At 29.4% G+C, this 23,664-nt stretch carries 18 protein-coding genes; 15 read left to right on the top strand and 3 right to left on the bottom strand.

Going from position 1 to position 23,664, the window contains the following annotated elements:
* The first annotated feature begins 84 nt into the window (after positions 1 to 84).
* The 6 genes from KQI89_RS13885 to KQI89_RS13860 all read left to right on the top strand — a co-directional run bounded on the left by KQI89_RS13885 (position 85) and on the right by KQI89_RS13860 (position 7,622).
* Entirely contained in the window at positions 85 to 1,773 is a 1,689-nt protein-coding gene (locus KQI89_RS13885; protein ID WP_032120809.1) for an ABC transporter permease, read from the top strand.
* Between the two features lie 16 nt (positions 1,774 to 1,789).
* Positions 1,790 to 2,854 (top strand): ABC transporter ATP-binding protein, encoded by a 1,065-nt coding sequence (locus KQI89_RS13880; RefSeq protein ID WP_216457548.1) that lies wholly within the window; start codon positions 1,790 to 1,792, stop codon positions 2,852 to 2,854.
* 14 nt (positions 2,855 to 2,868) lie between these two features.
* On the top strand, positions 2,869 to 3,585 hold the full coding sequence (locus KQI89_RS13875; RefSeq protein WP_032120811.1) for an MgtC/SapB family protein: 717 nt from the start codon (positions 2,869 to 2,871) through the stop codon (positions 3,583 to 3,585).
* Positions 3,586 to 3,764: 179 nt separating this feature from the next.
* Positions 3,765 to 4,100, top strand: a complete 336-nt coding sequence (locus tag KQI89_RS13870; protein ID WP_032120812.1) for a HesB-like protein — start codon at positions 3,765 to 3,767, stop codon at positions 4,098 to 4,100.
* A gap of 221 nt (positions 4,101 to 4,321) precedes the next feature.
* Entirely contained in the window at positions 4,322 to 6,085 is a 1,764-nt protein-coding gene (locus KQI89_RS13865) for a cache domain-containing sensor histidine kinase (protein ID WP_216457547.1), read from the top strand.
* Complete coding sequence (locus tag KQI89_RS13860) at positions 6,078 to 7,622, top strand: response regulator transcription factor (protein ID WP_216457546.1); 1,545 nt, start codon at positions 6,078 to 6,080, stop codon at positions 7,620 to 7,622. Before KQI89_RS13865 ends, KQI89_RS13860 begins: the two co-directional genes overlap by 8 nt.
* Positions 7,623 to 7,684: 62 nt before the next feature.
* On the opposite strand, the gene KQI89_RS13855 is transcribed toward KQI89_RS13860, so the two are convergent.
* Positions 7,685 to 8,191 carry a QueT transporter family protein gene (locus tag KQI89_RS13855; RefSeq protein ID WP_042439221.1) on the bottom strand — a complete coding sequence of 169 codons (507 nt, stop codon included), beginning with the start codon at positions 8,189 to 8,191 and terminating at the stop codon, positions 7,685 to 7,687.
* A 261-nt stretch (positions 8,192 to 8,452) separates the two neighbouring features.
* On the opposite strand from KQI89_RS13855, the gene KQI89_RS13850 reads away from it, so the two are divergent.
* Both KQI89_RS13850 and KQI89_RS13845 read left to right on the top strand, forming a co-directional pair.
* Positions 8,453 to 9,676 carry an EAL and HDOD domain-containing protein gene (locus KQI89_RS13850; protein WP_216457545.1) on the top strand — a complete coding sequence of 408 codons (1,224 nt, stop codon included), beginning with the start codon at positions 8,453 to 8,455 and terminating at the stop codon, positions 9,674 to 9,676.
* A 208-nt stretch (positions 9,677 to 9,884) separates the two neighbouring features.
* Entirely contained in the window at positions 9,885 to 10,070 is a 186-nt protein-coding gene (locus tag KQI89_RS13845; RefSeq protein ID WP_032120814.1) for a hypothetical protein, read from the top strand.
* 91 nt (positions 10,071 to 10,161) lie between these two features.
* Here KQI89_RS13845 and KQI89_RS13840 read toward each other — a convergent pair whose 3' ends face one another.
* A complete protein-coding gene (locus KQI89_RS13840) occupies positions 10,162 to 11,649 on the bottom strand; it encodes a nicotinate phosphoribosyltransferase (RefSeq protein WP_032120815.1) in 1,488 nt (495 codons plus the stop codon).
* 189 nt (positions 11,650 to 11,838) lie between these two features.
* Here KQI89_RS13840 and KQI89_RS13835 point away from each other — a divergent pair, with 189 nt between their 5' ends.
* The 6 genes from KQI89_RS13835 to KQI89_RS13810 all read left to right on the top strand — a co-directional run bounded on the left by KQI89_RS13835 (position 11,839) and on the right by KQI89_RS13810 (position 20,619).
* On the top strand, positions 11,839 to 13,842 hold the full coding sequence (locus KQI89_RS13835) for an ATP-dependent helicase (protein ID WP_216457544.1): 2,004 nt from the start codon (positions 11,839 to 11,841) through the stop codon (positions 13,840 to 13,842).
* A 201-nt stretch (positions 13,843 to 14,043) separates the two neighbouring features.
* Positions 14,044 to 14,343: a hypothetical protein gene (locus tag KQI89_RS13830; protein WP_032121059.1), complete on the top strand. Its 300-nt coding sequence runs from the start codon at positions 14,044 to 14,046 to the stop codon at positions 14,341 to 14,343.
* Positions 14,344 to 14,512: 169 nt separating this feature from the next.
* On the top strand, positions 14,513 to 16,621 hold the full coding sequence (locus KQI89_RS13825; protein ID WP_216457543.1) for a cell division protein FtsA: 2,109 nt from the start codon (positions 14,513 to 14,515) through the stop codon (positions 16,619 to 16,621).
* 92 nt (positions 16,622 to 16,713) lie between these two features.
* A complete protein-coding gene (locus KQI89_RS13820; RefSeq protein ID WP_216457645.1) occupies positions 16,714 to 17,901 on the top strand; it encodes a M20 metallopeptidase family protein in 1,188 nt (395 codons plus the stop codon).
* A 113-nt stretch (positions 17,902 to 18,014) separates the two neighbouring features.
* Positions 18,015 to 18,971, top strand: coding sequence for an RluA family pseudouridine synthase (locus tag KQI89_RS13815; protein WP_216457542.1), 957 nt, complete (start codon positions 18,015 to 18,017; stop codon positions 18,969 to 18,971).
* 37 nt (positions 18,972 to 19,008) lie between these two features.
* Positions 19,009 to 20,619 (top strand): putative polysaccharide biosynthesis protein, encoded by a 1,611-nt coding sequence (locus KQI89_RS13810; RefSeq protein ID WP_216457541.1) that lies wholly within the window; start codon positions 19,009 to 19,011, stop codon positions 20,617 to 20,619.
* 48 nt (positions 20,620 to 20,667) lie between these two features.
* Here the strand turns inward: KQI89_RS13810 and spoVB are convergent, their stop codons facing one another.
* Complete coding sequence (gene spoVB, locus KQI89_RS13805; RefSeq protein ID WP_216457540.1) at positions 20,668 to 22,173, bottom strand: stage V sporulation protein B; 1,506 nt, start codon at positions 22,171 to 22,173, stop codon at positions 20,668 to 20,670.
* Between the two features lie 176 nt (positions 22,174 to 22,349).
* Between spoVB and KQI89_RS13800 the strand changes: the two genes are divergently transcribed.
* Complete coding sequence (locus KQI89_RS13800; protein WP_216457539.1) at positions 22,350 to 23,648, top strand: PQQ-dependent sugar dehydrogenase family protein; 1,299 nt, start codon at positions 22,350 to 22,352, stop codon at positions 23,646 to 23,648.
* Positions 23,649 to 23,664 lie beyond the last annotated feature (16 nt).

The raw sequence follows: 23,664 nt of genomic DNA, 5'->3' as shown, positions 1-23,664 counted from the left end.
TATATTAAAGAACTGTTGTATAAAAATTTTACCTTTATGTAGAATATTTTGCTCAATAAATTAAAATGAGGAGGAGCAATAGAAATGGCATTAAAAAAACATGGAAATTCCATAAATCATAATATTAATGATATGAAAAAAATATGGCGGGATCCTATGCTTTTAGTGACAATAATTTTTGTTATACTATCTTTAGCAATATTTATAATTTATCCATTAATTTCTGTATTAAAAGTGAGTTTTATAGGCAAAGAAGGATTTACCTTAAGTGCATATTTTACTACTCTTAAAAACCTAGAATTTCAAAAAACATTGAAAAATACCTTGTTATTAGGAGTTACAGTAGGATTTTTATCTACACTAATAGGGTTTATATTTGCTTATGCAGATTCTTATATTAGGACTCATTTTAAAAAACTATTTAAAGTTGTATCATTATTACCAATAATATCACCACCTTTTGTTTTAGCACTTTCAGCTATAATGTTATTTGGACAGTATGGACTAATTACAAGAAAGTTATTTGGAATACAGGATGCTAATATATATGGATTTCATGGGTTGGTTATGGTTCAAACTATGACTTTCTTCCCGGTAGCTTATCTTCTCTTGACAGGACTATTAAAAAGAATAGATCCATCCTTAGAAGAGGCTGCTAGAAATATGGGAGCTTCAAGATGGAAAACTTTTAAAACAGTTACATTGCCACTTATGGCTCCAGGTCTTGCTAATGCTTTTCTTTTAACTTTTATAGAAACAGTGGCAGACTTTTCAAACCCAATGGTTATAGGGGGAAACTACTCAACTTTAGCCACTCAAATATATCTTCAAGCTATAGGAAACTATGATATGCAAGGGGGAGCTGCTGTAGCAGTAATATTACTTGCTATATCTATTCTATTATTTGTATTAGAAAAGTATTGGATAGAGAAGAAATCCTATGTTACTGTAACTGGAAAGGCTTCAAGAGAAAGAGATTTAATAACAGAGGGGCATATAGTATGGCCAATAGATATGATATGTCTATTAGTTACAGTATTTGTATTAGCCTTTTATGTTCTAATACCTCTAGGAGGATTTTTCAAAGTAATGGGAGTAGATTACTCTTTAACATTAGATCACTTTAGATATGTATTTAAATTAGGAACTAGTGCTTTAAAAGATACTACCTATTTAGCAGCTATTGCTACACCCATAACAGGATTATATGGAATGATAATAGCATTTCTTATTGTAAGAAAAAAGTTCTACGGAAGAGGATTTATAGAATTTACTTCTCTTCTTGCTATGGCGGTTCCAGGAACAGTAATAGGTATAGGCTATGTATCTGCTTATAATACAAAACCTTTAGTATTAACAGGTACTGCTGCAATTATTGTTATCTCATTTATAATGAGAAGTGTTCCAGTAGGAGTAAGATCGGGAGTTTCTGCCCTTCAACAGATTGATCCTGCAATAGAAGAAGCTGCGTCAGATTTGGGGGCAAACACAAGAAAAGTATTTACATCTATAACTTTACCTCTTATAAAATCTGCATTCTTCAGTGGACTTGTATACACTTTTGTAAGAAGTATGACCGCAGTAAGTGCCGTTATTTTCCTTGTATCAGCTAGATATAAATTACTTACTGTTCAAATATTGTCACAGGTAGATAGTGGTAGATTTGGAGTTGCATCTGCATTTTCAACTATACTGATAATTATAGTATATATAGCTATTTCATTAATGTATTTAGCACTTAGCAAAATGGGCGTAAGTAGAGAAGAAATGTAATATGGAGGTAGTAAAGATGAAAAGTAAGGGAGTTAATATAAAAAATTTAACCAAAATATATGCAGGAAATAATAATGAATTTAAGGCTGTAGATAATATTTCTGTAGACATAAAGGCTGGAGAGTTTGTCACTCTTTTAGGTCCTTCAGGTTGTGGAAAGACTACCACTTTAAGGATGGTGGCAGGATTTGAAATACCAACTTCAGGAGAGATATATCTAGGAGGAGACCTTATTAATAATCTTACACCAGATAAAAGAGATACTTCTATGGTTTTTCAAAGCTATGCCCTATTTCCTCATTATAATATATATGATAATATAGCGTATGGATTAAAATTAAAAAAGATGGATAAAGAGACCATAAAAGATAAGGTTAGTAGTATAATAGAATTAGTAGGATTAACAGGTATGGAGAATAGATACCCTAATCAACTATCAGGAGGACAGCAACAAAGAGTTGCTTTAGCTCGTGCACTTGTTATGGAACCAGGAGTACTGTTATTTGATGAACCTTTATCAAATTTAGATGCAAAACTTAGAGTTTATATGAGGACAGAAATCAGAAAAATTCAAAAAAAGGTAGGTATTACAGCTATATATGTAACTCACGATCAATCTGAAGCCATGAGTCTTTCAGATAGGATTATAATAATGAATAAAGGTATAATAGAACAGGTAGGAACACCAAAAGAGATATATTATACACCAAAGACTGAATTTATTGCTGACTTTATTGGTACAGCTAATTTTATAGAAGGTAAAATATTAGAAGTTAAAAATAATAATGCTACTATAGAGATAGAAGGACATGAAATAAAGGTTCCATATAGTGGAGAAAAGAAAGATGGAGAACTATGTAAGGTGGTGCTAAGACCAGAAGCTGTTAGTATAGGCAAAGAGGGAATGCTTGATGTGGATGTTGTTTTATCAACATTTATGGGAGCATACCAAGACTACACAGTAAAGACAAAGAGTACTGAAATTAAGATCCAAGATAATAATCCTCAAGGTAGAGAGGTATTTAAAGAAGGAGATAAGGTTAAAATTAGTTTTTCACCACTTAATGTTCATATAATCTAAAAAGGAGGAAGATAATGAAAGTCCATGAGGTTATATTTAGGCTTTTGATAGCTATAGTAATAGCTGGGGCTATTGGGTATGAAAGAGAATCTAGAAACAGACCAGCAGGATTTAGGACTCACATATTAGTTTGTGTTGGTGCAGCGGTTATTTCTATGATACAAATTCATGCAGTGGAGGATGCTCTGAAAAGGATTATTGAAAACCCATTATTGACTAATGCTTTAAAGGCGGATGTAGGAAGAATGGGAGCTCAAGTTGTTAGTGGAATAGGTTTTTTAGGAGCAGGAGCCATAATTCATGAAAAGGGCTCCATAAGAGGACTTACTACAGCCGCTAGCCTTTGGGTAGTAGCTTGTATTGGACTTGCAATAGGGATGGGTTATTATGTACTAGCTATACTCTCAGGCATAAGTGTAGTCATTGTATTAGGTATTCTAAAAAGATTTGAAAGTAAATTTCTGTATAAAGGAAAGCTAATGAAGATTGAAATACAGTATGATAATCAAAAAGTTGTAACAGAAGTACTTGATAATTATTTTAATAGAAGAAAGATAAAGATAAAAAATATAGAATACAGTATAGATGATGAAGATGACGACACTACTAATGACAATACTCATATTAAAACTAGTTTGTATACAATTTTAGCACCTAAGTATGTAAAAAGCGGTGAACTGTTACATGACCTTATGGAAAACGAATTTATAATAAAAGTTAGTGTATTATAATTTTGCTAAAAACATATTTGCTTTTAAAATGAATATAAAATCAGATATTTAAAATACCTATAGGAATTATAGAAAAATATCATATATCTATTGTATTAATTAATTATGTGGTATAAAATAATACTATAATAATAATTGATAATAGTTATTATTATAGTATTATGAAAAGAGGTTTTTTTATGAGTACATTAAAGATTAGTGATTCAGCTTATGAAGAATTCAAAAAGCTTTTAGATGATAATAATATTTCAGATTATGTTATAAGAATTAATCTAGCGGGAATGAGTTGTCATGGACCTGCATTTAACATAGTAGTAGATTCTGAAAAAGAAGATGACGTAGTTGAAAAAGTAAAGGATATAACTTTTTTAATTAATAAGTCACTTATAAATGATTTTGAAGGTTTTATAATCAGTTCAGCAGAAGAGAATGGTAGAGGATTGCAACTAGAGCCTATTAAAGATTTAGGTCTTGGTGGTGGTTGCTCTGGTTGTTCTGGTGGATGCGGAGTTTAAGAACCTATAGATTAAAAATAATTAATAGTATATAAGCCACAGTGCTAAAGGGAACTCTTTAGTACTGTGGCTTATACTTTTTATTCTTCTAATAATATATTTCCACATTATTAAAAGAAATGCATAAATTCCATAGAACTTATAAGGACTAAATACATAAGCATTTATGATATAATATTAAGTGAAAACCTTATAAATTATAGTAAAGTGAGAGAAAATAAATGAAGTATAGATTTATAAACAAATCCTTTGGTAATAGACTTTTTAAAGCCTTCATGCTCATAGTTTTAATACCTGTTATTGTTATGTCAGCATTTTATTATAAAAATCTAAGTGAATTTACTGAAACTAAGATAAATAATAGTGTTACAGAAAATTTAGAGTTTACTAGTAAGCTAATAGATTCAACAATTTCTAGTTTTATTAAGATTACTAATTATATGTCATATAATGATGATGTACAGTCTATTCTTAAAACAAAAGAATACAATACATACGATGACAGGTTTAAAGATATACAAGCAATGTATAAAATATCAAGTGGTGTATTAGCAACTCAAAGCTTTGAGGTACCTATTCACATTATTGATTTAAATAGAAAAAGCAGATTTAGTACTACAGAATATAATGTACCTATTTACGAAGATTCAAGAGGAAATTTTTTTCACATCATGGATAGCAATGAAGGAAAAGAGCTATCTTTTATTCATAGAAGGGTAGACGGTAAAGAGAGTAAAGATATAGTTATGGCTGTAGGAAAGCAGGTTAGAGATAAACAGGAGGGAGAAGCTTTAGGATACATAATCTCTGATGTCTATGATGACTATTTTACAGATGTATTTAAAAATACAAATTTATATGAGGACAATAATATATATGTTATTGATAAAAATGGTTATATAATTACAGATAAAAAATATAAAAATATGACTGGTTTTAAGTTTTATGAAGAATATTTAAGCTATATATTAGAGAATAACAAAGGTACTATGGAGATGGATATTGATGAGGTAACTTACAAAGCGTATTTCACTACTTCACCACATACATCTATAAAGATTATAGAATTGATACCAAAAAGAATTATTTATAAAGAAAGACACTTAGCTATTGTTACTTTTATAATATTTATAGTGATTATTTTGTTTATGTGTATAACCGCATCATACATGCTATCTAAAAGTATATCTCAACCTATAAACGAGCTTTCAGGGTTAATGAAGAAAGTAGAATCTGGTGAAAGGGAGGTTAATTTTCATATTAAAACAGAGGATGAGATAGGGCAACTAGGAAAAAGTTTTAATGACATGGTAAAGGAAATAAATAGACTAATAAAAGAAGTATATGAAAAACAGTATTTAGTACAGGAATCGGAATTTAAAGCATTAAAAGCACAAGTTAATCCTCACTTTTTATATAACACCTTAGAGTCAATTCATTGGATGGCAAAACTAAAAGACTATGAAGGAGTTACAGATATGGTGGTGTCATTAGGTAAGCTTTTAAGGTATAGCACCAATAAAAATAGTGATATAGTTAAGGTAAAAGAGGAAATAGAGCAGATAAAAAATTATCTTAGGATTCAAAAGATAAGGTATTCAGATAAATTTGAAGTTGTTATAAATATTGAAGAAGAAGTTTATGACAAATATATGCTTAGATTTTTATTACAGCCCATAGTGGAGAATGCTATCACCCATGGATTAGAGCAGAAGATGGGTAAAGGTATTATTGAAATAAGAGGAATAATTAAAGATGAAAATATATGTTTTGAAATATTGGATAATGGGGTAGGTTTTGGAAACAGCAAGTCTAAAGGCGAAGGAATAGGAATGGATAATGTTAATAGTAGAGTAAAGATACATTATGGAGAAGCTTACGGGTTAATTGTAGAAGAAAAAGATGGCTTTACTTCCGTTAAAATATTAATACCAGACATAGACGAGAGTAGCAATATGAATAACAGAGGTGAAAAATTTGTTTAAGGTTTTTATAGTAGATGATGAATATTTTGCAAGAGAGGGAATGAAAAGAACTATAGATTGGAATTCCTTAGATTGCGAAGTTTGTGGAGAAGCGGATAATAGTATAAAAGCTATAGAGTACTGTAAAATATTAAAGCCTGACATAATAGTTACAGATATAAATATGCCTGGAATGAATGGGCTTGAGATGGCTTTTAATATAAAAACCTTTCTACCAGATTGTAAGTTTATAATAATTACCGGTTATGATGAATTCCAATACGCAAAGGAAGCTATAAAATTAAAGGCTGTAGATTTTATACTAAAACCTATAGATGAAATTGAACTTATAGGGGCTATAAAGCATTGTATAGAAGATTTAAATAAACTTGCCTTAAATAGGTCTGTGGCTCAAGAAAAATTACTTTTAGATGCTATGAGAGGAAGATTTTCAGAAAAAAAAGTTATGTTAGATGCTTTAAGTGAATCTAGAATAGATTTAAATACTATAAGAATTATAAGTATAGAAAACGATAGTTATAATGGACTTGTGGAAGAAGAGTTAGCAGATAAATTTTATATGGAAAATAGAGTTATAAGAGACTTAATACATAAATATTTTAAAAATAGGTATTATGTGGTTGACTGCCATCTTTATAGGTTAGCTATAGTACTTGAAGAAAATGAAGAACTTGATGATTTAAAGGAAAGTTTAAAATCTTTTACTAAAAACATAAAGGAAGTTTTAAATATTACAGTAACTCTTGGAGTATCAAGTAGAACTTCTTTAATAAATATAAAAGAGGCCTATAGTGAAAGTAAAGAAGCTATAAGTCATAAACTCTATCTTGGAAAAGATAAAATAATATATTTTGAAAATATATTAAAAAATGGTTCCCCTATAAATTTAGATTTTACCAAAGAGAAAAGTGAAATAAATCTATATGTAAAAGCAAAAGACAGAAGAAAAATTGAAAATAAGCTAAAGGATTTATTTACTAAATTTAAAATTTATAAGTCTAAGGAAGATTTCATAAGAGGAATAAGTATTGAAATAATATTAGAATCAATCTCTGTACTAAAAAACTATAATGAATGTATTAAAAGTATGGATTTAGAGGAATCTAATATATATGAATATGCTACTAAGTTAAATATTATTGATGAGTTATATGAGTTTGTTTATTCTTATCTTATGAAGGTTGTGGATATTTTAAGAGAAAAGGATGCGGAATCTGAGGAAACTGGTATAGAAAAAGCTGTAGAGTTTTTAAAGGCTCACTATAGAGAGGACATATCCTTAAAAGATGTGGCAAGTTATGCTTATTTAAGTGAAAGTTATCTTAGTAGAAAGATGAAGAAGGTTTTGGGGATAGGATTTAGTGAATACATAACTAAGCTTAGAATGGAAAGAGCTATAGAGCTTTTAACGGAACCTAAGGCTAAGGTGACAGAGGTTGCCCTTCAAGTAGGATATACGGATTACAGATATTTTTCTCAATCCTTTAAAAAGTATACAGGATATTCACCTAGAGAATTTACAAAAGATAAAAAATAAAGTTAACAAAAAAGCAATGAGCTAAGATTATCTTAGCTCATTGCTTTATATATATAAAGTTACTATAGTTTCAATTGATCAACGATATGTTTATTGTTCATCATTAGTTTCATTATGGTGCATCCAATTATGGTAACCACAACAAATTCTCCAAAGGCAACATATAAGGTAGTGGCCAGTAATGGCGCATTTGTTAATATGTTAAACTCTAAACCCAAAATGATACCATTAAAAATTGCTGGCCATAAAGAAGCTACAATAAGGTTTTTTGACTTTGTTATCATAAATAGGCTTATAGTTGTTGCGAAGCTACCGAAAAATATATCTACTATACCTAAAGGGCTTGTAAAGTTTGCAATTACGCAACCTAAAACCAATCCAGGTACATAAAGTGGATCTATAAACGCAAGTAAGACCATAAGTTCAGAAACTCTGAATTGAACGGGTCCATAACTAATAGGCGCAAGACCCATGGTTAATACTGCGTATATAGCTGCTACCACAGCAACCTTTATCATTTTGTTTAAGGAAATCTCTTTTAAATAATGCTTAAACACTAAAAATAGCATAAGCATTGTTAAAAAAGAAAAAGAAATTAATATAAGTTTATTATTCATAAAAATACCTCCTTTTTTTAGTAGTAGTGGGTACAAGGAGAAAACACTATAGTAACCTTATAGATTATATCATATTATTTAAAGATAAAATAGCAGTTAAATTAAATTATTTTATTTGAAACTAATATAATTTAATTAGTATAATATAAGTAATGTTAGGTATTTATGGTTAAAGCTAGTTACAGTACTTTAAATATCAGATTGAGGGTGATTATGGTGGATGTTTATGTTGCAAGACAACCTATATTTGATAGACAGGAAAAGGTATTTGGATATGAGCTTTTATTTAGGGGGAATAAAAACAATTCCTATGAATCCTGTGATGGGGATGATGCTACTATACAGCTAATAAAAAATAGTTATTCTGTTATAGGGATAGATAATTTAACTAATGGAAAAAGGGCCTTTATAAACTTCACAGAAAACCTTATCACAAGTGATGTTATTGATTTATTGCCAAAGGATTCTGTGGTAATTGAAATATTAGAAAACGTTAGACCTACTGAAGCTGTAGTAAAGGCATGTAAGAATTTAAAGAAAAAAGGATACATATTAGCTTTGGATGATTATGTATATGAGAAAAGTATAAATCCATTAATATCTTTAGTGGATATAGTAAAGGTAGACTTTTTGTTAAATGATGATATAAAAAAAGAAAAAATATATAAGATGTTAAAATCTAATTTTAATATTAAGGTTCTAGCTGAAAAAATTGAGACTATAGAGGAATATCATAGAGCTATGGAAATAGGATATGATTATTTTCAAGGATATTTTTTTAGTAGGCCTAATATACTTTCGGGATATGACTTTCCACAACAAAATATTTATTCATTTAAAATATTAAAAGAATTAAATGAAGTGGAAGTGAATTTTGATAATATAGAAAAAATCTTTAAGACAGATGTAACTATGTCTTATAAATTATTAAAATTTATAAATTCTGCAAAGTTTTATTTTCCTAAGGAAATAACATCTATAAGGCAAGCTATAGTTCTTTTAGGAAAAGATGAGTTAATGAAGTGGATTTTATTAGTATCTCTCAGTAATATAAATAAAATGGGTAATTCAGAATTGATGACAATCTCCATAATAAGAGGTAAATTTTGCGAGATAATATCATCTAAATGTGATAATACTGATAAATCATCAGCTTTTATGGTTGGTAGTTTATCCATACTTGATGCTATATTAGATAAACCTATAGGTGAAATAATAAAGGATTTACCATTAAAGCTAGAGATTAAGAATGCCATTATGGGTGATGAAAGCTATTTAGGAAATATATTAAAGCTAATAAAGGCTTATGAAAGAGGTGAATTAGGAGAACTTCATGAATTAAGTTATAATATTGGATTAAATTCAGATTTTATACAGGAACTATCACATATGTATGTAACATCATTGATTTGGGCAGATGATGTAATAAATAAATAAACTTAAATTAATATACTAATTAATTCCTCATACTTTATAGTTGAGGAATTTTATTTTTGGGGAAATTAATGAATTTAATAATGGATTTGGCACAGCATAATAGAAGTTTTAATATTTGTAACATAATATTAACATTTAAGACTTTAATTTTTAGAAGAATTAGAATATAATGATTTTAATTAAACCATAGGGGTGAGGGGGAAGTAGGATGAAATACTGTCCATTTTGGTCAAATAAAAAAGAAAAAGTTAGATGTTTTAAAGAATGCGCTTTTTATTCTTTAAATAAGGATGAGGAGTGTCCCTTTAAACTTTATGATTTAAGTAATCCAACTTTTTTGGATAGTTTAATTGAGATAGATATGGATGAAAGGAAAGAAGAGCTGGCCTGGTAAGAGTATAATGATTTATGTATTAAATAAGGTTTCCAATAGTTGATTCTATTGAAAACCTTATTTCTATGATGATTCATGTAAGTTTTTTATGTTATTCATTGTCTTTATAGGCTTCAGAATATTTATGAAGTAAGTTTTGTTTTATGCCCCAAAGCTTTGGAGATAAGTCAACATAATATGTATGAGGATTTTCAAATCTTAAAACCTCATTCCATAATTTTGAGGTTTCCTGTTTAGCATATTCTCTTATTTCTAATACAGAAGGACTTTCATAAATAGCCTCACCATTATCGAATATTTTAACCATAAGATCTTTTACATAATAATTTTTAATCTTTTTCTTTTTCCAAGTATACACAGGATTAAATATTTCAAGAGGTTTACTCTCATCTATAGTTTCACCGTTTAATGTTATTAAATCTGCTATGGCTTTATGGCTGTTTTTATCAAATATTCTGTATATTTTTTTAAATCCGGGATTAGTTATTTTCTCTTCGTTTTCACTTATTTTTATCTTAGCAGTTATGCTTCCGTCTTCTTCCTCTATAGCACATAGTTTATATACCCCGCCAAAAACAGGCTCTGACTTAGCTGTTATTAATCTTTCACCTACTCCAAAACTATCTATTTTGGCACCTTGAGATAGAACATCAGATATTATATGTTCATCCAGTGAGTTGGATATAACTATTTCGCAGTCAGGATAACCAGCATCATCGAGCATTTGTCTGCATGTATTTGCTAGATATGTAATATCTCCACTATCTATTCTTATACCTTTAGGTCTTAATCCTTTAGGTTTAAGTATCTCATCAAAAACTTTTATGGCATTTGGTATTCCAGATTTTATAACATTATAGGTATCTACAAGAAGTAAACAGTTTTCAGGGTAGGTCTCAGCCCAAGATTTAAAGGCTTCATATTCCGTAGGGAACAATTGAACCCAACTATGAGCCATGGTCCCTACAGCAGGTATACTGAATATTTCATCAGCTATGGTACATGCTGTAGAACTGCAGCCTCCTATAACAGCAGCTCTTGCTCCATAGATAGCTCCATCGTAACCTTGAGCCCTTCTTGATCCAAATTCCATAACAGGTCTATCCCCAGCAGCGCGACATATTCTATTTGCTTTTGTAGCAATAAGGGTTTGATGGTTAATAGTTAATAATATCATAGTTTCTATAAATTGAGCTTGAATAATAGGTCCTTTAACTGTGACCAAAGGTTCATTTGGGAAGACAGGATTTCCCTCAGGTACAGCCCAAACATCACAAGAAAACTTAAAGTTCTTAAGATAATCTAAGAATTCTTCTGAAAATAGGTTTTTGGATTTTAAATAAGCAATATCCTCCTCTGTAAATTCAAGACTACTTAGATATTGGATTAGCTGATCCACCCCAGCCATTATACAATATCCACCTCCATCAGGGACTCTTCTAAAGAACATGTCAAAATAAGCAACTTTATTTGCTACATTGCTGCTTAAATAGGCATTTCCCATAGTTAATTCATAAAAATCTACCAACATGGTGAGATTTCTATGATTATGAACATCGAACTTTGTTATATTACCCATAGTAAATCTCCTTTAAATTAAGGTTTTGTATAATATATACTAGTTATATTATATATCAAATTTATCAAATAAAATCAAATAGTTAATCTATTCAAATATATGATAGTATAAATATAGAATTAATAAAAGTGGCTATAATGATTATTAAGATAATTTTCATTATATATTTTAATTATTAAGGAGAGAAGTATGCAATTTTCTTTAGATAAATATCAGAAAGAAGCGGTTAGGACTAAAAAAAGAAATCTTTTAGTAATATCTGCACCAGGTTCAGGAAAAACAACGGTGATCGTGAATAGAGTTGATTATATTGTTAAAGACTTAGGGATTAATCCAGATAATATTATTGTAATTACATTTACAAGGGCAGCTGCTCAAAATATGAAAGAAAGATATTTAAATATGACAAAAGGAAAGAGATCACCTTTCTTTGGTACTTTTCATGGACTTTTCTACAAAATATGTAGTAGACATTATAATGAAGTCAAACTTATAGAGCAAAGGGATACTTATAGAATAATAAATAATGTGCTTATTAAATATTTAGATGAAATAGGAGAAGAAAAGGTAAAGGAGGTAATCAATGATATTTCACTATTTAAAAGTAGTTCTATAAACTTAGAAGACTTCAACAGTAATATAGATAAAGATGTATTTGTTCATTGCTTTGAGGCTTATGAAAAGTATAAAGAGGAAAAAGGGCTATGGGATTTTGATGATCTTCAAATAAAGACTGTAGAGCTTTTTATGAAAAATCCTAATATTTTAGAAGGGTATAGAAATCTTTTTAAATATATATTAGTAGACGAGTTTCAAGATTGTGATGATATTCAAATAAATATACTTAAGCTTTTAAATAGAGATAACTCAATATTTGCAGTGGGTGACGAGGATCAATGCATATATTCCTTTAGAGGCTCTAAACCAGAGTGCATGGTAAGATTTTCAGATATATTTTATCAGGGAGAAAAAGTGTATCTATCTTACAATTATAGAAGCGCAGAAAACATAGTAGAAGTATCTAAATCTCTTATAGAGTTTAATAAAATGAGAAATAAAAAGATTATAAAAGCTTATAGGCATGACAGAAAACCTATTTTCAATAAACAGGTATTAGATGAAACTTTTCAGGGGGAAGACATAGCAGAAAAGATAAGTGTATATAAAGCTATGAAGGGAAGTCATTATAAAGATAATGCTATTTTGTATAGGACTAATTTTGAGGCAAGAGCAGTGATAGATACCTTCATAAGAAAAAAGATACCTTTTATGTTGTTAGATAAGGAATATAATTTCTTTGAACATTTTATATGTAAAGATATGTTAGGGTATTTAAAGCTTTCTATAGATCCATTTCATAGAGAAAGCTTTTGTAGGATAATAAATAAACCCTTTAGGTATATAAGTAAAGTTAATTTAGATAAAGTAAGAAATCATAAATATCAGGATAATTGCTTTGATATTTTAAAAGCTATTGAAGGGATGGCTACCTTTCAAATAAAATCTGTAGAGGATATTAAAAAAGATATTTTATGGCTTAATAAGATTTCTTTAAGAAGTGCTATAGATTTTATTATTACAGACCTTGGATATATAAATTACCTTAGAGAATATAGTGAGAAATTTAAAGTTAAACTAGGAGATTTAGAGGATATACTAGAAGAGTTTAAAAATTCCTCAGAAGGGTATAACAATATAATAAGTTTTTTAGCTCATGTAGAGACAGTAAAAGAAGAAGTGGAAAAGAGTAAAAATATAAGAAATAAAGATGCAGTTATAATGAGTACCATTCATGGGGTAAAGGGAATGGAATTTAAAAATGTATATATAATAAATTGTAATGATGAGGTAATTCCGCATATAAGTTCAGGAAAAGAATCCTTAGAAGAGGAAAGAAGATTATTTTATGTTGCCATCACAAGAGCTATAGATAATCTACATATATATTCAACACAGTATATGACAGGGAAGAAGAGGCAAATATCACCCTTTATAAAGGAGTGTAACTTTAAAGAAGAAAAATTAACCATGCCTTATAAAGAGGGAGATAGGATTTATCATAATTCCTTTAAAGAGGGAGTAATAAAATCTATAAGCGAGGATGAGATAGATATTTCATTTATAGATGGGTTAGAAAGAAGATTTGATTTCAAAACACTATATATGAATAATTTGATAAAAAAGATAAGTTAAAATGGAAATTAGCATATCTTATATGCTATAATAATAAAAATAGAATACTCTCTTTCGATATACACACCTTTTAGAGTATGTTATATACCCTTAATAGGTTAATTGTTAAAGGCATAACATATAGAAAAATTTCTCGTATATTATTGTAGAGAGTTAATTTGAAAGGAGGCACTACTATATTTTGATATAGTGGGAAAAAATATGGTGGCTTTTAAAACTATGTGGGAAGATGTAAATGATCTTTTAAGCAGGGGAGAGAAATTTAATATAAACATAGTTGAAACTTTTAATTGTGGTTTCACTGTAGAGGATAATGGTAATACAACTTTTATAACAAAGGATGATTTTGTAGATTTTTGGTGTAATATGCTTTACTTTAATGAAATACCTAAATCTAAGATTATAAATGATGAGAGAAGCAAATCAAAATATGTTTATGAAATAATAAAGAAATTACCTTATATAAATGAGAAATCAGAGGTTTTAACGCTTTTAAAATAATATGAAACTTATAGAGAATTTCTAAAAAGACGACCAAGTCGTCTTTTTTTAATATTTTGAATTAAAAATACCCTACCAAATTTCGTAAGCTTTGTTGTATAATTATGAGGAGATAATAGTTATAAATGAGGATAATGTATATCAATCTTTAAAAGAGAGGTTTAGTTATATGGAGGAAATTAAGATTAATCAAAAGGATATAGTTTTTGCTTTAGATATAGGAACTAGATCTGTTATAGGAACAGTTGGATTAATAGAAGATAAAAAATTTAAGGTTATAGCAGAGCATTATGTAGAACATGAAGAAAGATCCATGATAGATGGACAGATTCATGATATTAATAAGGTAGCTGAGGCTGTTCAAGTAGTAAAACATAATTTAGAAAAGCAATTAGATATAAAGTTAAAAGAGGTTGCCATAGCTGCTGCAGGTAGATTTTTGAGAACTGCAAAGGTAAAGGTAGATTTAAATATAGATGAAGATAGGGAGATAAATAAAGAAGAAGTTAGAAGATTAGAGCTTACTGCAGTAAAAAAAGCAGAAGAAGAAATAAGTAAGGCCTCAGAGGGAAAACTTTACTGTGTAGGTTATAGCATAGTAAATTACTATCTTAATGGTTATGTAATATCAAATCTTTTGTCTCATAAAGCAGAGAATGTAGGAGTTGAAGTTATAGCTACATTCTTACCAAGGACTGTGGTGGATAGTTTATACTCTGTTATGAAAAAAGTTAATTTAAAGGTTATAAGCCTTACATTAGAGCCTATAGCTGCTATAGAAGCTGCTATACCTAAAAATTTAAGACTTTTAAATTTGGCTTTAGTAGATATAGGGGCGGGTACTTCAGATATTGCTATAAGTAGTAAGGATAGTATAACTGCATTTGGAATGGTTCAAATGGCAGGAGATGAGATTACAGAAGCTATAGCACAAAATTATTTAGTGGACTTCAATGGAGCTGAAAACATAAAAAAAGCTCTTACCAGTGATGAAGTAATAAAGTATACAGATGTGCTTGGATTGGAAAATCAGGTTAAGTCAGAGGAGGTAATAAAGTTAATACTTCCTTTGGTGGAAAAGATAACCCATGCCATTGCTCACAAAATATTAGAGCTTAATGGGGGGAAGGCTCCTAATGCTGTATTTTTGGTGGGAGGAGGAGCTCACACCGCTTATATGAGAGAAAAGCTTAGTGAAAAGCTTAATATTCCTACTCAAAGAATTGGGGTAAAGGGTAGAGAGGCTGTAACGGATTGTATATGTAGGGATAATTCACTTGGAAGTGTAGGCGTAACAGTATTAGGTATTGCTTTAATGGCAATAAAAAACTTAGGTCAGGATTTTATAGATGTTTATTTAAATGGAGAGGTAATAAGTCTTTTCAATATTCATGATCACAAAGTCACAGAAGTACTGTTACAAGCAGGAATAAATCCTAAGATGCTTATAGGAAGAAATGGAAAAAATATTAGATTTAGTTTAAATGGTAATAAGAGACTTGCTTTTGGTAGTCTTGGGAAGAATTCAATTATTCTTATAAATGGAAAAGAGTGCAGTATGGATTCAGAGGTTAAAGAAGGAGACAGTATTGAGGTACAGTTTGCTTTAGATGGAAGAGATGCACAGCCCAAGATTAAAGAGTACATAACCAAGCTAGACTCTATTAGTTTTTTCTATAATGATATAATTCAAAATCTTGATCCTATATGTATGATAAATGATGAAATAAAAGATATAGACTCTATTATAGAGGAAGATGATTATGTAGAGATAATTTATCCTTCTACTTTAGGAGAATTCAAAACCTATATGCTAAAAGAGCAAGGTACATTTTTGCTAAAGGATCACATTATAGGCGATGAGTATATAATAAAAGAGGGAGATAGAATATATAAGGCTTTAGTAGTAGAGGATAATAAAGAAAATAATAGTTCTATAGAAAATTTAGCTTTATTAGAGACTGCTGTAGACCTTGAGGAAAAAACAGTTGAGAATATAACAAATGATCTAGATAGACCTATAAGTAAAGATAATTATGAGGATAAAAAAGAGAGTAAAGGCTTAGAAGAGGATCATCATTGTATAGTGATAAATGTAAATGGGGATTTAGTAACTCTTAAAGGAAAAAAAGAGTATATATTTGTAGATATATTTAACTATATTGACTTTGATCTTTCTAAGTTAAGAGGTAGAATAACTCTTGAACTTAATGGGGTGGAGGCTTCTTATGGTGATAAGCTTAAGGAGGGCGATATCATAAAGGTTTATTGGGCATAGATTTTAACAAATAATAAATAAGTTGTAATAAAATTAATATTTAGCTAGATGGATAATTTTTACTTAAGGAGGGAAGAATTGTGGAAAAGAGAATAGATTTTTTTAAAAAGGCTGAGGCAATAAAAGATGAATTAATAGAAATAAGAAGAGATATACATGAGAATCCAGAACTGGGATTTGAAGAGTATAGAACCTCTCAAAAGATAAAAGACTTTTTAGATAAGGAGGGTATACCTTATAAAACTGTAGCTAATACAGGGGTTTGTGCCTTAATAGAGGGAGGAGCAGTAAGTAAAGATAATATAAAAACTATAGCTCTAAGAGGAGATATAGACGCTCTACCTTTAAAAGATAACAAAAGTTGCATTTATTCTTCTAAAGTTGAAGGAAAGATGCATGCTTGTGGCCATGATGCCCATACTACAATATTATTAGGTGCAGCTAAAATTTTAAATAGTATTAAAAGTGAATTAAAGGGTAATGTAAAGCTGTTATTTGAGCCTGCAGAAGAAACTGTAGGTGGTGCAAGATACATGATAAAAGAAGGAGTTCTTGAAGAGCCTTATGTAGATGCAGTAATAGGTCTTCATGTATCAGAAAACATAGAAGCTGGTAAGATAGGAATAAAGAAAGATGTTTTTAATGCGGCTTCTAATCCTTTTACCATAAAGGTTAAAGGAAAGGGAGGACATGGTGCACATCCGGAACACACCATAGATCCAGTACTTATTGCTAGTAATATAATTGTTACATTACAAAGTGTAGTGAGTAGAGAGATTCCACCAGTATACCCAGCAGTTATAACCGTGGGGAGTATACACGGGGGAACTGCACAAAATATTATTCCAGAAGAAGTAGAGATTAAAGGAATAATGAGGACAATGACTGCAGAACATAGGGAATATGTTAAAAAGCGATTAGTAGAAATATCAAAGGGTATAGCTACTTCTTTAAGAGGAGAAGTGGAAATAGATATAGAGGAAAGTTATCCTTGTCTTTATAATGATGATAATATGGTTGAACTTTTAAAAACTACGGCTCTCCCAGTGGTAGGAAAAGAAAATATTATAAATCTTCAGCATCCTAGTATGGGAGTAGAAAGCTTTGCCTATTTTTCTATGGAAAGACCGGCAGTATTTTACTTTTTAGGTAGTGCTAATTTTGAAAAAGGGATTAATCACCCTGCTCACAGTAACTTATTTGATATAGATGAAAAGTGCATACCTATTGGTGTAGCTATTCAGTGTAATACGGCCTTTGAATATTTGACAAGGGAATAAATAAGTATTAATCTTAAGAGTGATATAAAGTAGCTGTGTTTGTGATATAATATCAAAGACACAGCTATTAAGGATTTTTAGACTTGTGTATTTAGTTCGATAGGAGTGATGTTGTGAAAATAGAAATTGGAATAAATGAAGCTGGCCAAAGATTAGATAAATTTTTAAGAAAGTTATTAAAGGATGTACCCTTAAGTACTATATATAAAGTAATTAGAAAAGGCGATGTAAAGGTAAACGGAGTTAAATCTAAAGAAAAGTATTCTCTATCACAGGGAGATATAGTCACTATAGATAATATAGAGAGTAAAAAAGAAAAAGGTTTAAAGTTCCAAAAGGTTAAAGCGAACTTTAAGGTTACATATGAAGATGAGAACATGTTATTACTGGAAAAATGGCCAGGAGTATTGGTTCACTCAGATAAAAAAGGAGGAGAGCCTACATTAACAGATTATGTGCTTTCTTACTTATACGATAAGGGAGATTATAACCCAGAAAAGGAAATTACTTTTACACCAGCTTCCTGCAATAGATTAGATAGAAACACTTCTGGAATTGTAATTTTTGGTAAAAATTTTGATTCTCTCAAAGCTTTAAATGAAATGATAAGAGAGAGAAAAATAAAAAAGTATTACTCTGCTTTGGTTAAAGGAAGAATAAAAGATGGTGTATATGAAGCTTACATATCTAAAGATGGTGAAGAAAATAGATCTAAAGTCTTTAATGAAAGAAAATCTGATACAAAAAAAATAGCTATGGAAGTAAAAACTATACAAAGCAATGGAGCTTTTTCTTTTATAGAGATAGATCTTTTAACAGGAAGAAGTCATCAACTTAGGGCTCATTTATCCTTCTTAGGTAATGCAATAATTGGAGATGGAAAGTATGGAGATAAAAAGTTAAACTCATTCTTTAATAATAAGTTTGGTTTAGACTATCAATTTCTTTATGCCTATAAGGTTATATTTAAGGATTGCCCTGAAAGCTTGAGTTATATGGTAAATAAGACCATAGCTGAAACTCTTCCGCCTATATTTAAGAAAATTAAGAGTGATGTTTTTAGATTTTAATTTATAATTAATATTATTTAAATAAGAGGAGATAGGTATGAAAGAGCAGTCCACTACAAAAGGATTTGCCGTATTGTCTGCAGCGGGTATGTTTGCAAAGGTACTATCACTTTTATATGTACCTTTACTATTAGCTACCATTGGGGATGAGGGGCATGGAATATATGCGGCAGCTTATGATATATTTAGTCTTATCTATGTTATGACTAGCTCAGGGATGGAGGTAGCCATAGCAAAACAGGTATCAGAGCTTATGGCTCTTAATAATCCTAAGGATGCTATAAAGACCTTTAAGCTTGCTAGATTTGGACTTATGGTTATGGGAACCTTAGCAGCCTTAATAGTAATTATATTTGCAGGACCTATATCAACCTATACAGGTAATCCAAGGTCTTATTATGCAATAATAGCTTTAACACCAGCAATGCTTGTAACTTCTGTGCTAGCAGCCTATAGAGGGTATTTTCAAGGGCTTAGTGTAATGACTCCTAAAGCTGTATCACAGATTATAGAGCAAATAGCTAACATACTGTTTAGTTTGATTTTTGCCTATATTATGATGAAAAAAAGTGTAGACTTAGGAGCAGCAGGAGGAACAATAGGTACAACCATTGGAGCCATAATTGCAGGATATTATCTTGCTAAGCTATATAAAAAGAGTAGAGGTATAAGGATAACGAAATCAGTAGCTGAAACTCCAGTAAAAAGATTATCAACGAAGACTCTTTTAAGAAGACTCTTAAAATACGGGTTTCCAATAACATTAAGTTCTGGGATGCAATATGTAGGTGCAGTAATAGATTTAACTATAGTAAAGAAAAGGCTAGAGGTTGCAGGGTTTTTACTAACAAAAGAAAGAGATATAAAGTATTCGCTTTTGAGTAGATACAGAACATTATTATATGTACCTCTTACCATAATATCGGCACTTTCATCAGCACTTTTACCTGCTATATCAAGGGCTGTAGTATTAAATAATAAGAAAGAAGTTAAAGAAAAAATAGATTTTGCATTTAAGATAAGTTATATTGTTTCAATACCTTCAGCTGTTGGACTTGCAGTTTTAAGTAAAGAAATATATAGACTCATAAGATATGGAGCAGGACATGAAATAATGACTTACGGTGCTATAGTAGTAGTTTTTATGGCTATAGTTCAAATTCAAACTACTATACTCCAAAGTATAAATAGATTATACATAGTAATTGTTTCTCTAGGTGTAGGTATATTAGCGAAGCTTATAACTAATTACTATTTAGTGGCAATACCAAGTATAAACATAAATGGAGCTGTAATTGGAAGTTTATTATGTTTCCTAATACCTATGATAATTAATAATATAGCTTTAAATTCAGCTTTAAGAGTAAGGATAAGTCTTATAAAAGTTGCAATTAAACCTACATTGGCAGCCATACTTATGGCTGTAGTTATAAAAATATTAAATGCTAATTTTTCTTTTATATTAGAATTAGTTGGAAATACATATGTGTTAAGTTCAATTTTTACTTTAATAAGTGTATTTGTTGGTATGATAGTCTATCTTTATGGATTAGTTCTTACTGGTGGAATCACCAAAAAAGATATGAAAGCATTACCAAATAAATTAACTAAACTTGTACCTAAGTTTATATTAAATAGATTAAGATAAACAGATAGCTTGCAAAATTGCAAGCTATCTGTTTTTTTAAAAAGAAATTTAAGTAGAATGTTTTCTTGGAGTAAAAATTATGGAAAGAAAGAATGAAGAAAAACCTACCAATATTAATAGGAGATTTTTTATTTGACTTAAGGAATCGGGTATTCTAGTTTTTAATATTATAAGATTAAAATAGAATAAAAGACTTATTAAAATATATATAAATATATTTATTATAGATATATTTATAGAGTAATATTTTTTTATTTCTTTTAAGTTCAGGATTATGGAAACAATAGAGGACATCATCATAGTGATTCCATAACCAAATATATTAATGCTTTTTATACCAGTAAGTATATATAGACTTACAAGCTCGAATAAAGAAGTTACTAGAGAGTTTCTAAGTACTGTATTCTGTTTACCTAAACCATTTAATATGCCATAAGTTGTAGAAGAACAATATAAAATTGGAGCAGAAAGTGAAGCAAATTTTATATAGGTTGTAAGATCATCTCTTTTAAAAAACATTTTACCCAAATACTCAGGTATTGAAATACAGAGTATCACTGTAGCAAGTCCTAATATGAAAGATATTCTAAGTACTTCCAATATACGGTTTTCTACAAAATAAGTATCCTTTCTATTCACGCTTTGAGATAAATCTGGAATAAGCACTGTTACTATAGAAGAAATAACTATCATGGGGAAAAATACAATGTTTAATGTCATACCAGTAAATTTTCCTATAGTAGAAAGAGCTTCGCTGTATTGAAATCCTGAACTCATAAGTCTTCTAGGTAAAATCAGTGTAGATAAGGCTCCTAAGGCTGTAGATATAAATCCATTCAAACAAAGAGGAAGAGATATAACTAGAACATCAAATAATAGCTGAGCTCTACCTTCTGTTTTTTTAGGAACATAACTTAGCTTTCTTGTAGATCTTTTGTAGTAAATGTAAAGTAGGGCAAGGCTTATAAATTCTCCAAAACATAAAGCTACATAGGCAGCAGAAACTGTTTGAGTTATGGTGCTTAGCTTAAAATAATTAACTATAAAAAGGATTATTATAATCCTTATAAATTTTTCTAATATATCTATAAAAGCGGGAATCTTTATGGAAGAAGTACCATAAAAATAACCTTTTAATATATTAGAAAGAGCTATAAATATCATTGCCGGACAGGTTATTCTTATTGCATAAATAGTTCTTGTATCTTTTATAATTTTTTCTCCAAGAAAAGGTGCGAAAATGAAAACTAATAATACTATTATAAAAGACCATAAAAAGTCAAATTTCATTGTGGCTTTTATAGTGTTTTTAAGGTTACCAATGTCATTATTATCTTTATAAATTGCGGAAATCTTTGATATAGCCACTATTATACCTCCACATATAAGGCATATAAAAAGATTATATATAGGCATTATTAGTCCATATAGCCCCATTCCCTCTGGACCTAGCTCTCTTGAAAGTATAATCGAAAACATAAATCCTAAAACACCAGTGGTAAGATTTGACAAAGTAAGCGTAAATGAATCTCTATAAAATCTATCTTTTACCATTAATAACTACCCCTTACAATAATGCTGACATTAATAATTATTCCTCAAGTTAAATATATATTCTTTATTTAATTCTAATGAAGTGTAAAATAGATAATTTTAGTAATTAAAGATAATAAAATTAAATATACATGAATTAAATATATTAATTTATTAATACAGTTAGGGGAGAAGTTATGAAAAGAATTATAAAAACTGTGGCAGTAATTATTATACTTCCTATAATAGCCCTATGGCTTTTAAGATTTAAATCAGAGTTTAATATAAATATTATGGAAAATGACCTTAAGGTAAGTAAAAAGTTTAAAGGATTAAAAGGTGCTATAGATTTTGAAATAGACCAGGACGGAAATTATTTTGTTGCATTTAAAGATCATATTCAATATATTGATAATAGAGGTAAAAGTGATATCTTATTTAAAGAAGAGAATATTGAAATAAGTTCAATAGCTATAAAGGATGAGTATATATACTATTCATCTTTAGATAAGGTATACAAATATAATAAAATTACAGAAGAGAAAGAAAAGGTTTTGGATAATATACCTAACTTTGGGGACTATAATAAGAGTAATATAATGATAAAGGATGAAAGCCTATTTGTTACCATTGGTTCTGCAACCAATTCAGCAATAGTAGGGCCAGATAATTTATGGGTAAGTAATAATCCTTTTAATTATGATATAACTCCTAAAACTATAACTATAAGAGGAACTAATTTTGAAAATGGTACTACAGGCGCCTTTGTACCTTATAAAACAAAAAATATTTCAGGACAAATAGTACCTGGACATTTCCCAGGCAATGCTTCCATAATAAAATATGATATAGATTCAAAGAAAACAGAGTTATATGCTTGGGGTATAAGAAATGTGACGGCCTTAGATTATGATAGTTCTGGCAAGATAATAGGAATAGTAGGAGGAATAGAAGATAGGGGTCTTAGACCATTAAAGGGAGATTGTGATTATATATATAATATAAAAGCAGGGGTTTGGTATGGATGGCCCGATTATAGTGGTGGAGATCCAGTGGATTCTCCTAGATTTAAAGATAATGAATCTAGGAAAATAAGTTTTTTATTAGATAAGCATCCTTCAACTAATCCACCAGCACCATTATATCAACATAATAAATTAAGTACCTTAAGGGAATTAGTTATAGATAAAAAAGGTCATATAGGAGAAGAAAATGTAATATATTTTTACGATATAGAGGATAATATCATATATTCTTTAGCTAAGGAGTCGGTATTAAAAGAATTTATAAAATTTCAAGGAACGGTAGAAGTAAGTTCTATGAAATTTAATGCAGAAAATCTAAATATATTAGATAAATCTTCTGGTATACTATATGAAGTAAAAAAAGGAGAAATTATCAACAATTATGCATTGAAAAGAGGTATAATTTATTGTATTCTTGGGGTGATAGGAATGATTATCATTTCTATCTTGTGGCAAAGTAAAAATTCTTAAACAAAAAGAGGTAAAA

The sequence above is a fragment of the Clostridium simiarum genome, assembly GCF_018919175.1.
In the GTDB taxonomy this organism is placed as follows: Bacteria; Bacillota; Clostridia; order Clostridiales; family Clostridiaceae; genus Clostridium_L; species Clostridium_L simiarum.
This window is presented reverse-complemented; position numbering and strand designations above follow the sequence as displayed.